Source organism: Escherichia coli, assembly GCF_036503815.1.
GTDB lineage: Bacteria > Pseudomonadota > Gammaproteobacteria > Enterobacterales > Enterobacteriaceae > Escherichia > Escherichia coli_F.
This window is the reverse complement of record NZ_AP027764.1, coordinates 1,249,114-1,262,623: the sequence shown is the minus strand read 5'-3', so window position 1 is coordinate 1,262,623 and position 13,510 is coordinate 1,249,114. Positions and strand designations below refer to the sequence as shown.

Genomic DNA, 13,510 nt, shown 5'->3' with positions numbered 1-13,510 from the left:
AAAACATTACAATATATTCGTTATAATACCAGTCAAACTGCTGACACGTTGTCGTATACAACATGTCAGCAAAACAAATAAATAATGACTATGATGTTACAGGAATTATCGGCCACTCAATATCAGGTGCAGTTGATGTATCAACACGGTTCAGCAACACCCGATACTTTTTCCAGGCTTCCAGCAACGAATTTTCTTCCTCCGTTGCGATCTCCAGATCTACAGCATCCTGAAGCGGCGCTATATGCTCACTGGCTACCTGCATCAGGCTGTTTTTTGTTTCTTCCGCCTCCCGGATCCGGAACAGTTTTTCTGCTTCTGCATCTTTCACCCAAGCTGTGCCGTTCCACTTCTGAAACTCCCCTTCCGGGGATAACCAGGTGACATGTTCCGGTAGCGGTCCGAGTTCAGAAATAAATAACGCGTCGCCGGAAGCCACGTCATAAACCGTTTTACCCCGATGATCTTCAACGAGATGCCACGATGCCTCATTACTGTTGAAAACGGCTACGAATCCTGCCGGAATATCTGGCGGTGCAATATCGGTACTGTTTGCAGGCAGACCTGTATGAGGTGGAATATATGCGTCACCTTCACCAATAAATTCATTAGTTCCGGCCAGCAGATTATAAATTTTTATGGTCCGTGGTTGTTCACTCATTCTGAATGCCATTATGCAAGCCTCACAATGTAGTTAAATGCGATGTTTTTGACGGTGTTTTCCGCGTTACCAGCAGCGTTAACGGTGATGGTGTGTCCATGTGAGCCAATCGCAACAGAGTGCGTATGAGCACCAATACCGACAGTATGCGCGTGTGCACCTGCAGATGCTGCTGTGCCAGACAGTGAGTGGCTATGATTACCATCTGTACTGGTATTAGCTAACCACCCCGTAGACATACCTACTGAGCCTTGTACACCCCAGGTATTTTGACCTGAGCTTGTATAACCATATTGATAAGTATCTTTAAAAACACTGGGGTTAAATCGACGGCCATCTCTATGGCTGTGATTACCAGCTGCATTCGTGCTGCCACTTAAACTATGGGTATGCGCACCAGTGTTATTCGTAGATTTAGTGCCGTAATCAAACGACGATGTGGTTTTCGTCCCCAAATCCGTACTGGATGCGCTGGCGCTGTGGGTGTGCGATTTAATGCCGTCCTGTTCCTGAGACAATACGGCACGACCACTGGCGGGCTTGCCCTTAATCGTCCAGCCACGCATATCAGGAATAACGCCTGACGGATAAGCCGCTGCAAGTTTCGGGTATGCAGATTTGTCAAAAGTCTGCCCCTGCATCAGGGCATAACCAGACGGAACGGTATCTGATGGCCACGGGATTGGTGCACCGACTGGATAAAACTCTGCAGGAGGATGAGCTGAGGTGTAAAGCTGCGCCCACGGCGACCAGTTTGCGTCGGTCGTATCCCGTCGTGAACGAATAAATGCCGGAGCATGAGCACCGCTTGTACCACTCCAGCCGATGAGTAACTCACCTTCGCCAACGGCTGTCATCCCTTTCAGGTGAATGATATTTCCATACGCTGTTGGATATCCGTTGTTATACACCTCGTATAACTCAAGACCTGTTGCCCCCTGCGTATTGTCTGTCAGCGCGGTGACCCGACCTTTTGAAGCCAGATTAACTGATGATACTGCTGTTCCACCTGACGGTAACGCCCCGATCTCTGATGCCGTTGGCTTATTTCTGGAGTTATAGTCCCTTCGCCAGCCAGGTGAATAATCTGTTCCGTGATTAATATAGGTAAACTGGGAGTTAGTTGTTCCGCCACCAGTGGAGGTGGTCGGTGTGGTAATGCGGATCGTCATCGCTGACTTTATCCCCATTACTTCAATGACAGCTCCTGCGAGATGAATATTACCGCAGCCAGTATCAGTAATGATTTTATTATTGCCATAAGACCAGGAACCCTTGCACATCCAGTATGGATGGTTAAATGCTCCCTGAGAATCCAGCCACTCGATAAACTGTGCAGTCGTCCAGTTTCCTGTTGTTGTGCTTACTGACCCACCGAAGGCACGGCAGGCACCAATATTTTTCGTAAAGGTGTCTTTGCCAGGGATATCAGCACCGTTCTGGTCTTTCTGCAGACGTTTCTCTGCATTGTCATAGGCTGCTTTTACTGCCTTTGGCGTTGCCGCCAGCGTTTCAGACGTGCTGTTGGTCGCACTGCTGAGCTGTACTATCCCCTTTTTCGTCGTGCTCGCATCCTCAAGCGCCACGGCGGATGCAATATCCTCTGCCCGTTTTGCTGCTGTCTCGGCGCGCGTTGCCGCGGATTCCGCCGTACTTTTGCTCTGAGCTGCCGCCGTCGCACTGCCAGCTGCCTCTGTCGCCTTCGTGGATGCCGTCGTGGCGCTGCCTTTCGCTGCTGACGCCTGTCTGGTCGCCTCATCTTTTGAAGCAGACGCCGATGATGCCGATGACGACGCCGAACTGGCTGACGATGCGGCAGCCGTTTTTGAGGATTCTGCGCTGGTTTCCGACGCTTTCGCGTTCGTTTCGGATGTCTTCGCTGCGGAAGCAGACCTCGCTGCTGCGCTGGCCTGTTCAGTGGCTTCGCCAGCCTTCGTTGTGGCTGTTGAAGCAGACGATGCGGCGCTTTCTGCCGATTTTCCGGCAGCGGTGGCACTGGCTGAGGCCTGCCCGGCACTTGTTGACGCGGCGCTGGCAGATGATGCAGCCGCTGTTTTTGAGCCTGCCGCAGCCGAGGCGCTCTGTCCCGCTGCCGTTTCAGAAGACCTGGCGTTCGTCTCGGACGTTTTTGCCGCCTTCGCGGAATTTCCTGCCGCCGTTGCCGAGGAAGCGGCACTACTGGCGCTTGATGATGCGTTCGTTTCTGATGATTTCGCTGCCTCTTTTGAGGCCGCCGCATCCCGGGCTGAGGTGGCAGCTTCTGACGCTTTCGTGGTCGCGGTGGATGCAGAAGTGGCTGCAGATTTTTGTGACGCTGCAGCATTCGTTTCTGACGTTTTCGCCGCAGCGGCACTGGTAGCTGCCGCGCTTTTTGAGGACTCTGCAGCGGCAGCACTTTTTGATGCTTCAGTGGCCTTTGTTGATGCCGTTCCTGCGCTGGAAGACGCTGACTGAGCCGACGACGCGGCCTGTCCGGCTGACGTGCTGGCTGCGCGTGCTGAGCCTGCAGCATCAGTCGCATGGGTTGCCGCCTCACGGGCTGATGTGCTGGCATCACTGGCTGACTTCTTCGCGGCTGCCGTGTTCTGTGCCACCACGGACGCGTTACGCGCCACCTCTTCCACCATCAGCTCAAAACGGCGCAGTGCCTCCGGACGGGCATCATCCTCCGTCATGGCACCGAGAAAATCATTCAGCGTACCGGGTCGGGAATCTTCATACACGGTGATGGTCCCGGCATGTGACGGCGGGAATCCTTCCACCAACAGACTGACGCTGTACTGACCGTACTCAACGTCCATACTGTAACGCCCGGCTTCATCCGGATTTTCAGATGCCAGCGTGTTCACCACCACCGTGGTACTGTTACGTTTTGCTTTCAGCTGGATTGTGCAGTTCTGTACCGGTTTTCCTGTGCCGTCTTTCAGTACACCTGAAATTTTTACTGCCATATTCACCCCACAAAAAAGCCCGCCTGAACCGGCGGGCTGTCATAACACTGTGTTACCTGGCTAATCAGAATTTATAACCAACACCCACGATGAACCCGTCAGTGCGCCAGTCACCACTGCCGGAGCCTTCATAAGCGACATCAATGGCCACGGATTCGGTCGGGTTAAACTGCACGCCAGCTCCCCACGCCAGAGACGTGTTGCTGTGGCGACCGTCATCACTTCCGGTCAGCACATCGTGCTTTTTCCCCTTGTTGTCAGTTACGCGGAGATAATCCCCGGAGAAAGTCGACACACGGCTGTAAGCCACACCCGCCATCGCATACGCGCTGAACCATTCATTCACGCGCACAGACGGCCCCGCCATTACGCTGAACCAGCGGTTACGAACGGAATCTTCATGCCAGCGGGTATCGCTGTAACGGGTAAGCTGGCGATTCTTGTCTCCTGCATAGCTGAACGACGTCACCATCCCCAGTGTGTCCGTAAACTCATAACGGTATTTCACGTTAATCCCGTTCAGATCATCACTGCCGGGAACGTTCGTCCGGGCATGAAGATACCCCGCGCTCAGCGTGGACTGATGTTCAGACGCCCATGCAGGCGCACCGGATACGGCCAGACAAATGGCTGCGGACAAAATGGCGGCATAAAGTTTACGCATAATTACCTCTCGCTTTTCTGCAATAAAAAAGGCGTCATTCCTGACGCCCTTTATTGGGGTTATAAATATTTCAACGAATACTGATGCCGGAAGCGGCTTTTTTGGTCACAATCACCGTACAGTCGGTGATATTGCCTGCCCCCTGATTGCCTTTCTGGAAAACCTTAAACTCCAGAGTGACGCTTCCCCTGCCACTCGGCATATCAATAACCGCACTGTAACTACCGGGAATGGCCCCTTTAGTTTCTCTGGACGCGATTAATACGCCGTTTTTGCGAACTTCAAAACCATAACCCGTGTATCGCGTGCCTCCGGGGTTATTTCCGCTCCCCGGATCGTCATACGCTATACCGTTAAAAATAATGGGCGGAATAATAATCTGGCGGTCAAAGTTATGATCATCGCTGATGGTGACTGTAACCGTACCGTTTGGTGTTTCCGTGTTACCCCACGTACCGACTTTTTTCGGGAAGGCTTTTGATACAGCTTTAACGAAATCCCCTCTGACCTGGGTCGCCTCCAGCATGCCCTTAATCGTACAGTTCTGGTTAATCGTGACATTGTTGAGCGTTCCTGAGTTCGCATTCACACTGCCACTGATATCCGCATTTTTCGCCGTCAGTCTCCCGTCTGATGTCAGGGAAAATGCCGGTGGATTTCCACCACTGGTAATGGTGGGGGCCGTCAGGCGTTTGAGGAACACGTCGTTCATAAATATCTGGTTGCCCTGCGCCACAAACATCGGCGTTTCATTCCCGTTTGCCGGGTCAATAAACGCGATACGATTGGCGGCAACCAGAAACTGGCTCAGTTTGCCTTCCTCTGTATCCTCCATGCTGAGGCCAAGCCCCGCGACATAATGCTTACCGTCTTCGGTCTGCTCAATTTTGACGCCCCACATGGCATTCCATTTATCGTTGGCGTCCTTCCACTCTTTCGAAAACTCCTCCAGTTTGCTGGCGTTATCCTCCGTCAGCTCGACTTTTTCCAGCAGCTCCTTGCCGAGATGGGATTCGGTTATCTGGCCTTTGAAAAAATCCAGGTAACCTTCCGCATCATCGCTCGCCCGACCGACAGCCTCCACGAATGTCGATTTGCCGATGGTGTTCACACTGCGAACGTAAAAATAATAATCATGGCCCGGTTTGATATTGATACTGGCGGCTATCCAGTACAGCGCCGTGCCAAGATAGCGGGCTGTGGTTTCAACCTGCCTGATATCCGCAATCCGCTTTTCCGAGAACCAGAACTCAAACTGTACCGTCGGATCATAAACCGCAAGATGCGGCGTGGCGGTTATCTGAAAATAGCCCGGCGTCAGCTCAATCCGCGACGGCGCTGCCGGTGCGGCAATCCGGAACGATACCGATGCCGGATCGCCCTGCTGCCCCCAGGCATTTGCCGCCCGGACTATCAGCCTGTAGTTTCCCAGCGCCAGTTGCGTGAAGCGGTATGTGGTTTCCGTCGTCCGGGCCGTGCTGACCAGCCGCTCACTGCCGTCATCCGCTGCCACGGTCAGGCGAAGCATAAAGCTCACCCCCTTCACCACCTTCGGCGTATCCCAGCGCGCCAGCACCTGGTATTCCCCGCTGTCTGCGGTGACTTCTGCGGTCAGATGCTGCACTGCTGGCGGCGTGACACCATTCACCGTGCCGCTCTGGTCACCGTCAAAGTGCGCCCCGTTATCCACGATGGCTTCTTTCTCCGGTACATGCTGCACGGCAGTGATGGCATACGTGCCGTCATCGTTCTCACGGATACTCACGCAGCGGAACAGGCGCTGGCGCAGCGTCGGCAGCTTCAGCCCCCATACGCTGTATCCAGCAACGCCGTCAGGAACACGGCTCACTTTTACCTTCACGCCGTCGGTGACGGACTGGACCTCCACGCTGACCGGATTGCCACTTCCGTCAACCAGGCTTATCAGCGTGGTACCGGAGGATGGCAGCGTGATTTCACGGTCGAGCGTCAGCGTCCGGGTCTGGCTGTTTACCGCCAGCACGCGCCCGCCGATGCTGATACCGGCATAGTCATCATCGCAGATTTCAATGACATCGCCCGGTACATGGCGAAGCCCTTCAGCACCCACGCTGAAGTCCACGGTCTGCGTCTCCAGCAGCTCCGTTTTAATCAGCCACAGCCCGGCGCGGTGTGCCTGCCCCCGGCTGGTACAGCCAAAGGCATCCATCTTCGTAACATTACGACCGTAACGGGCAATGGCCTGCGTATCTTCAACAAGCTCTGTCGCCGTCTCCCAGCCGTTGTTCGGGTCAATCCAGTTCACCTCAACGGCATTATGGCGGTCCTTCAGGGCGCTGAAGCTGTAGCGGAACGGCGCGCCATCATCCGGCATCACCACATTACTGCGGTTATAGGTCCACACCTTATCCGACGGTCGGTCCTGCACGAACGTCAGCGTCTGCCCGTTCCATACCGGCATACAGCGCATCGCCGAGCAGAAATCACTGAGCACATCCCACGCCTTGCGCTGTGTGGTCAGGTACGCATTACAGGTGATGCGCGGCTCCGTGCCGCCAAAACCGTCCGGCACTGACTGGTCGCAGTACTGGCCGATGACATACAGCGCCCATTTGTCCACATCCGCCGCACCAAGACGTTTCCTCATGCCGTAGCGCGGGTGGGTCAGCATATCCCACAGACACCAGGCCATGTTGTTGCTGTATGCTGGTTTTAACGTTCCGTCCCAGATACCGCTGTATTGTCGCGTCTGCGGGTTATAGTTCGACGGCACCTGCAGAATGCGCCCGCGAAGATGATAATTACGACTCACCTGCTGGCTGCCGAACTGCTCCGAGTCCACCTGTACGCCGACCAGTGCCGTGTTCGGGTAGCACTGTTTCACATCGATGATTTCGGTGTATGACGACCAGAGCGTTTTGTTCTGCAGCTGGTCTGTAGTGCTGTCCGGTGTCATCCTGCGCATCCGGATATTGAACGGGCGCGGAGGCAGGTTATCCACCATCACCGAGGCCAGATACTGCGAGGTGGTTTTGCCCTTAATGGTGATGTCTTTTTCCGTCACCCAGCCACCGTTACGCTGTATCTGAACCAGCAGGCGGACTTCCGACGGATTCCTGTCTCCCTTTGAGGTGGTTTCCACCAGTGCCTGTACACCGAAGGTAAAGCGCAGACGGTCGATGTTTGCCGACGTGATGGTCCGGGTGATCGGCGTGTCATATTTCACTTCCGTACCCAGCACCGTCTCGGAGCCGGAGGATTCAAATCCCTCCGGCGGTGACTGCTCCTGCTCACCGGCCCGGAACACCACCGTGACGCCGGAGATGTTGGTATTCCCCTCATTGTCCAGCACCGGCGTACTGTTCAGCAGCACACTTTTTAATCCCTCCACAGGACCTTCAACCGGCCCTTCGCTGATGGCATCGATCACACTCAGCAACTGCGTGGACTTCAGGTTGTCCTTCGCTTCGCGCGGGGTATGCCCCTTACTGCTGCCTTTACCCATTCCTCACGCTCCATAAACGACAAAACCGCCCGCAGGCGGTTTCACATAAAACATTTTGTATCAGCGACCAATCACCACAACCTGACCACCATCCCCTTCGTCTGCCGTGCTGATCTCCTGAGAAACCACCCGCGACCCCACGCGCATTTCACCGTACAGAACGGGCAGAACATTGCCCTGGGCAACCATGTTATCCAGTGAGGAGAAATACGTGTTCTGTTTGCCGTTATCTGTACTGGCTGCCGTGGGCGTCCTGGCTTTCGGTGCCAGCATCTGCGCCACTCCGCCCAGGATCATACTGGCCCCTGCCGCATACATGCCCGATACAGCCGCGGCACCCAGCCAACCCACAGGATTCCACCATGCCACCGCAATCAGCGCCGCCCCAAGCACCACCTGAAACACACCGCCACTTTTAGCTCCCGCCAGACGCGGCACGATGTGGATCACGGCACCATTTGCCAGCGGCTCATTAAGACGGGCAGATAATTCATTTTCGCCTGCATCACGCCCGGCAATGCGCACCTGATACCAGCCCTCATTCAGTTTCTGACGAAACGCCGGGAGCTGTGTGGCCAGCGCCCGGATGACTTCGGCCCCCGTTTTCACACGAAGGTCGATGCGGCGGCCAAATCGTTGCAAATCCCCGTAAAGGCAGATGCGTGCCATGCCCGGTGACGCCAGAGGGAGTGTGTGCGTCGCTGCCATTTGTCGGTATACCTCTCTCGTTTGCTCAGTTGTTCAGGAATATGGTGCAGCAGCTCGCCGTCGCCGCAGTAAATAGCGGCATGATTCGGCACCGATGAACCAAAACAGCACAGCAGCACATCGCCCGGCTGCGCCGCTGACAACGGCACCTGATATAGCCCAGTTGCCTCCAGATTATCCAGATAGAGATTCTGACCGTGACGCCACCAGTCATCCTCACGATGAAAATCCGGCATCTCAATCCCCGCCAGATGGTAAGCATCCCGGAACAGCGTGTAACAGTCCGTCACCCCGTGCTCAAAGCGCCGCCCGGTGAGATGCGGCACACAGCGGAATTTATGAATCTCACCCCGGCAGACCAGCCACCACGGCAAATCACTCTGCACCTGCAGCCGCCGGTCAGCCTCACTCAGCCAGGGCAGACCACCGGGGTGGCTGTGGACCAGCGCCACAATCTCACCCTGCATCTCTGCCCGCAGCCAGTCCTCCGGCGACATCCGGAAATACTCCTCCGGCTCACCGGAGATATTCACGCAGGGAAAATATCTTTCCCCTTCCGGCGTTCTCACCACGAAGCCGCACGACTCCGCTGGCGCACATCGCCGGGCGTGCGCCAGAATCGCTGATTCTGTCTCTGTCATGGGATTTACTGCGAAAGTTTGTTAATGGAAAGGAAGCCGCCAAAGTTGCCGACATTATTGCGGAACTTACAGCCACTCAGGCATTTGCTGCATTTATCCTTCGTGATATCGGACGTCGGCTGATCATATTCATCCGCGACAGCCGGACCGTGATAACCGCACTCATCACCGCGATAGGTCCAGGTGCAGGTATTAGCCAGCATGATGCGCCCCGGAAAAACGGCACCATCCGTTTCCGTCGGTGTGGACAACACAAAGGAGGCACTGACCGCACTCAGTTCGCTGCACTGCTCTATGCGCCAGCGGCTGATCACCTCCTGCTCCGGATCGGCGTCGCTGTTTCCGTTGACGAAGTTCACCGCATCCAGAAAACGGGCGTAAGCCTTACGCCGGACCACCGTTCCGCCGACCAGACTCTGCAGGTCTTCCGCCATCCCCGTGACCATGCCGTGCAGGTTAGAAACCGTCAGTGTCGGACGGGCAGCACTGCCCTTGCCGTTCAGTTCAAATCCTGTCCCCTGAATGGGGTATGCCTGATACTGCCGCCCCTGCCAGGTAACCGGCTCACCTTTTTCGTTCTGCTCATTACAGAAAAAATAACGTTCACCACCGACCTCTGTCAGATCGATTTCCCAGAGCACCACCTGGGCTGACTGAGTGAGGCGTGTCGTCTCATGATGTGTTTCCTGTGGAATATCCTGCATCAGAGCCTCCTATGCCACGACCTGTTCAAAATCTGCCGTTATGGTTACCCACAGCGCCCCCACGCTTGCCGACCATTTACGACAAACCACCCTAATCGGTTTCCAGCCATAAGGTGGCGTCCACTGAAATGCGCGGACGCCACCGTGCCGTTCCAGAAAGGCTTTTAAAGATGGGTGTTCACATTTACGAACACGTATCGTCACGCTGTAAGTCGACAACTGGTTATTCAGTCCCGCCGCACGACGCTGTTCATAACCATCGCCCAGCTTCACTGTCACCACTTTCGGCTCTGATACCACATTCATATCCGGGCGCACTTTCCAGTGAAACGTCTCCATTACCGATATGCTCCACTTAACCGACCACCATCACGGGCCTGCTGTTGCATAAAGTCCGCTGCCGCTTTTTTCCCAAGGTCATAAACCACCTTCAGGGCAGCCGGACCTATCTGCCCGTTCGTGCCATCGTTATTGATCTCAATGTTGTACTGCGGGGCAAACATCGCCATACCTGAACCACCAATATCCGCCACAACCCCCAGCTTACCGTCAGCACCACGACGCAGTGGCAGAATGGCTTCAGGTCCCGCTTCCCCCATCACACCCGCGCCTTTTGCAAAAGCAAAAAACGTCGGACGGTTAACCACCGTGCCACTGTAGCGACTCAAATCAGCCGACTGATAAACACCGCCATCAGCATTGGCTACAAAATCAAAAGGCAGCGCGGAAGCAATGCCTTTTACCGCTTTCATTAAAGCTATCTGAGCCATGATTCTGGACATATCTGACAGCACAGAAGAAGTAAAAGATTTGAAATTGAGTTTGCCTGTAGTACAGAATGTCGCCAGCCAGTCACTCATGCTACTGAACGCAGACGTGAACAACTGTTCCACTGTCCAGGCTGTGTTATCCGCATTCTCAGTGACATTCTGGAGTGCACGCAGGACTCCGCTTTTCCAGTTACCCTGAGCAATTTCAAGCTGTTGCCAGTAACGGCGATTCTCATTCAGTTGTCGGTTCAGGCTCTCCGTCAGCGCCTGCTCGGCCTTTCTGTAGTCATCCGTGTTATATGTCCCTTTCTGCTCACTATCCCGCCTCAACTGCTCCAGCTGTTGCTGGTATTTCTGACGAAGACTCAGTTGTACCTGATATCGCTGCCGCTGCTGATCACCCATACCCACCGTGGCGATATCCAGATTATGTTGTTGACGCTGAGCACGCTCTTCTTCAGCCAGTTGACTGGTCAGCTGAATTGTTTTTTTCTTCAGCTCGTTGAGTGCCGTCTGTTTCTGAAGCTCCTGCTGTTTTACATCCAGCAGCGTCAGTGCCTGAATCAGTTCATCTTTACGGGCCAGCACACTCTTTTCATCTGCCGTCAGTTTTTTCCCGTCCAGGTCGCTGATGCGCTGCTGCAGAGCCAGAAGCTGTTTATGCGCTTCTGTCATCCTTTCCGTGGCAATGCCTGCTGACTGTCTGGCAGCAGCAATCTGTCCTTCCACCTGTGCCTGTTGCTGACTGTACTGCAGCAATAACCGGGTGGCCTCATCATTACGGGTTTCGCGTGTTTTTTTCTTACCGGATGCCAGGGCTTTCTCGTAACGTTCATTTTCACGTTGTATCGCCGCATCCCTGACAGTCTGATCGGCGTACTGCATGGCATTAATACGCGCAATTTCACGCTGATGTCGTGCTGCTTCCGTTTCATTCATCCGGTTCAGTGCAGCATTTTCAGCATTACGGCGTTTCTGTTGCTCCTGATAATTCCGCTCTGCCTGCTCTTTTGCATCCTGCAAATCCTTCTGGCGTTTTTTCTCCTGAAGCTCGTTAAGACGCTGCTGATCGTACTCAACCTGAGAAGATGATGCCGTCCAAGGGAGTCTTTTCGCCCGCGACACTTTCTCCTGTAAAGCGGAAATCTGTTCATCCAGCGAGTCTTCACGACCAATATTCATGGCCGCATCCCAGAAACGACTCCATAAATCAGACAGATACTTCAGCGTACTGCCCAGCGCATTGAGGTTATTATCAATATCCGCAGTACGCCGACCGGTTTCCTCTGCCAGTGCAGACATGGCTATCCGTGCCGCATCACTGGACCGCCCCTGTTCCCCAAGGACGCGTATCTGCTCAAGCTGAGTGGCAGTAAGAAAATGCAGCTCATTGTCCAGAGCCTTCGCGGCATTTACAGGATCATCCTTCAGCCGCTTAAACTGACTTATGGTATCGCTGACCGACTGGCCAACCGATCGCTCCATCTGTGCGGCAGCTCTCGCCACCATACCGATATCGTTTCCACGAAATGCACCACTCCCCACCACCTGAGCCAGCGCACCGGCTGCAGCATGTTGCGTGATACCATTCCCGGAAATAGCACGACTGAGCGTCCACATCTGCCCGGCAGTGACTCCGGCATAATGCCCCGTCAGCGACAGCTGGCGGTTAAATTCTTCCCCCTCCTTCTGACCGTCATACCAGGCTTTACCCAGACCATAGACAGCCGCGGCAATACCGCCAATAACCCCGCCCAGCATCATGCCTTTCGGTGACATCAGTGTGTCTATCCATCCGGCACGGTTAGCCAGCGTTATCCCGGATCCCCTCAGCGCCCCTAAATTGCCGCGGGCCAGTTCACCTATCAGAACGCCTATCTCCTGGCGGGCCGCTGCACTTTTCAGACCCAGCGAATGCGTGGCTTTTCCTGCCTGCTCCATTTTGCGGATATACACTTCTGCAGCACTGCTTACCCCCAGCTGGGCAGCCTTAGCACGAAGCAACTCAGAAGATGAAAGATTCTGGCGGGTTGCCTGCTCTTTAAGCTGACGGATAAACGCCACTTTCTGTCGGGTAGCCTCTTCCTCAGCCTGTGTAAGAACACGGGTTTTCGCCGTAACCTCAGAAATCAGCGCCAGATAATCCTGCTGACCAATCCCGCCACTGTTTCTGGCCTGTCGGATCTGCTGCTGAATACGCTGTAATTCCTGCAGCCCCGCACTGGCCTGTTTCACACTGTCAATCTGACGATAAAACGCAGCAGCCGCTTTATCCTGAGCCTCCGCCAGAGCCATGGCCTGCGCCTGTTCCTCGCGCATTTTCTGGCTCAGTGCCTCCATGCGCTGGCGGGTTTTCTCCACCTCGCGGGCCATGCGTTCATGAGCCTGTGCGTTCTTCTCCACCGTCTGCGCATGGACGGATGCGGCTGTTGCAGCCGAAGAAGCCGCCTGCGTTGTCTGCCGGGCGGCCTGAGTCTGACGCTCCATAAAACGCTGCATACGGGCAGAAGACCGTTCTGCATCGCTGGCTGCACCATTCAGAAGGTTTTTGATACGGGGAATTTCATTTTTAAACTCTGCCGCATCAATCCCCAAATCAATGACCAGGTTGGCTATCTGGTCCATAACGCACACCTCCGGAAATACCTTCCCCAAGATGCATCAGTTCTTCGTCCGTTCGCTCCGGTATCCCGTTCTCTTCCGGTAAAAGGCTGAAATCAGCCACCGCAGCATCATTGCTGCCGGACACCATTCTCACGATCAATGCCTTCAGCGAGGCAAACTGCGCATCCATCCACACATCACTGAAGCTCTGCATCCGGAAATAATCGCCCCACTCACCAAGCTCAGTGGCTGACATTTCCGACAGCATCCGCCGCCAGTCTGCCCGCCGGAACTCCCGGGCAAGCCGCATGACAAACTGCATT

10 protein-coding genes are annotated in these 13,510 nt (G+C 54.7%); all 10 read right to left on the bottom strand.

The window, feature by feature from the left end; translation table 11 throughout:
- Window positions 1-88 precede the first annotated feature (88 nt).
- On the bottom strand, window positions 89-673 hold the full coding sequence (locus AABJ99_RS06110; protein ID WP_086586008.1) for a tail fiber assembly protein: 585 nt from the start codon (window positions 671-673) through the stop codon (window positions 89-91).
- Complete coding sequence (locus tag AABJ99_RS06105) at window positions 673-3,612, bottom strand: prophage tail fiber N-terminal domain-containing protein (RefSeq protein WP_338387517.1); 2,940 nt, start codon at window positions 3,610-3,612, stop codon at window positions 673-675. The genes AABJ99_RS06110 and AABJ99_RS06105 overlap by 1 nt, the downstream gene beginning before the upstream one ends.
- Window positions 3,613-3,676: 64 nt before the next feature.
- Window positions 3,677-4,276, bottom strand: a complete 600-nt coding sequence (locus AABJ99_RS06100) for an Ail/Lom family outer membrane beta-barrel protein (RefSeq protein WP_046881135.1) — start codon at window positions 4,274-4,276, stop codon at window positions 3,677-3,679.
- Window positions 4,277-4,346: 70 nt separating this feature from the next.
- On the bottom strand, window positions 4,347-7,760 hold the full coding sequence (gpJ, locus tag AABJ99_RS06095; RefSeq protein ID WP_338387516.1) for a phage attachment tail tip protein J: 3,414 nt from the start codon (window positions 7,758-7,760) through the stop codon (window positions 4,347-4,349).
- Window positions 7,761-7,820: 60 nt separating this feature from the next.
- Window positions 7,821-8,468 carry a tail assembly protein gene (locus AABJ99_RS06090; RefSeq protein ID WP_266107342.1) on the bottom strand — a complete coding sequence of 216 codons (648 nt, stop codon included), beginning with the start codon at window positions 8,466-8,468 and terminating at the stop codon, window positions 7,821-7,823.
- A complete protein-coding gene (locus AABJ99_RS06085; RefSeq protein WP_077129139.1) occupies window positions 8,366-9,109 on the bottom strand; it encodes a C40 family peptidase in 744 nt (247 codons plus the stop codon). Before AABJ99_RS06085 ends, AABJ99_RS06090 begins: the two co-directional genes overlap by 103 nt.
- A 5-nt stretch (window positions 9,110-9,114) precedes the next feature.
- The gene (locus AABJ99_RS06080; RefSeq protein ID WP_060615496.1) at window positions 9,115-9,813 is read right to left on the bottom strand and encodes a phage minor tail protein L; all 699 of its coding nucleotides are present in this window, start codon (window positions 9,811-9,813) and stop codon (window positions 9,115-9,117) included.
- Window positions 9,814-9,822: 9 nt separating this feature from the next.
- On the bottom strand, window positions 9,823-10,152 hold the full coding sequence (locus AABJ99_RS06075; protein ID WP_102786160.1) for a phage tail protein: 330 nt from the start codon (window positions 10,150-10,152) through the stop codon (window positions 9,823-9,825).
- Window positions 10,152-13,208, bottom strand: a complete 3,057-nt coding sequence (locus tag AABJ99_RS06070) for a phage tail tape measure protein (protein WP_266186992.1) — start codon at window positions 13,206-13,208, stop codon at window positions 10,152-10,154. The genes AABJ99_RS06075 and AABJ99_RS06070 overlap by 1 nt, the downstream gene beginning before the upstream one ends.
- Window positions 13,180-13,509, bottom strand: coding sequence for a phage tail assembly protein T (locus AABJ99_RS06065; protein ID WP_052970427.1), 330 nt, complete (start codon window positions 13,507-13,509; stop codon window positions 13,180-13,182). The genes AABJ99_RS06070 and AABJ99_RS06065 overlap by 29 nt, the downstream gene beginning before the upstream one ends.
- Window position 13,510: the final 1 nt, after the last annotated feature.

Excerpts from the sequence above, each read along its gene's own strand:
- AABJ99_RS06110 (WP_086586008.1), bottom strand. The coding sequence starts at position 673 with ATGGCATTCAGAATGAGTGAACAACCACGGACCATAAAAATTTATAAT.
- AABJ99_RS06080 (WP_060615496.1), bottom strand. The coding sequence starts at position 9,813 with ATGCAGGATATTCCACAGGAAACACATCATGAGACGACACGCCTCACT.
- AABJ99_RS06090 (WP_266107342.1), bottom strand. The coding sequence starts at position 8,468 with ATGGCAGCGACGCACACACTCCCTCTGGCGTCACCGGGCATGGCACGC.
- gpJ (WP_338387516.1), bottom strand. The coding sequence starts at position 7,760 with ATGGGTAAAGGCAGCAGTAAGGGGCATACCCCGCGCGAAGCGAAGGAC.
- AABJ99_RS06085 (WP_077129139.1), bottom strand. The coding sequence starts at position 9,109 with ATGACAGAGACAGAATCAGCGATTCTGGCGCACGCCCGGCGATGTGCG.
- AABJ99_RS06065 (WP_052970427.1), bottom strand. The coding sequence starts at position 13,509 with ATGCAGTTTGTCATGCGGCTTGCCCGGGAGTTCCGGCGGGCAGACTGG.
- AABJ99_RS06070 (WP_266186992.1), bottom strand. The coding sequence starts at position 13,208 with ATGGACCAGATAGCCAACCTGGTCATTGATTTGGGGATTGATGCGGCA.
- AABJ99_RS06105 (WP_338387517.1), bottom strand. The coding sequence starts at position 3,612 with ATGGCAGTAAAAATTTCAGGTGTACTGAAAGACGGCACAGGAAAACCG.
- AABJ99_RS06075 (WP_102786160.1), bottom strand. The coding sequence starts at position 10,152 with ATGGAGACGTTTCACTGGAAAGTGCGCCCGGATATGAATGTGGTATCA.
- AABJ99_RS06100 (WP_046881135.1), bottom strand. The coding sequence starts at position 4,276 with ATGCGTAAACTTTATGCCGCCATTTTGTCCGCAGCCATTTGTCTGGCC.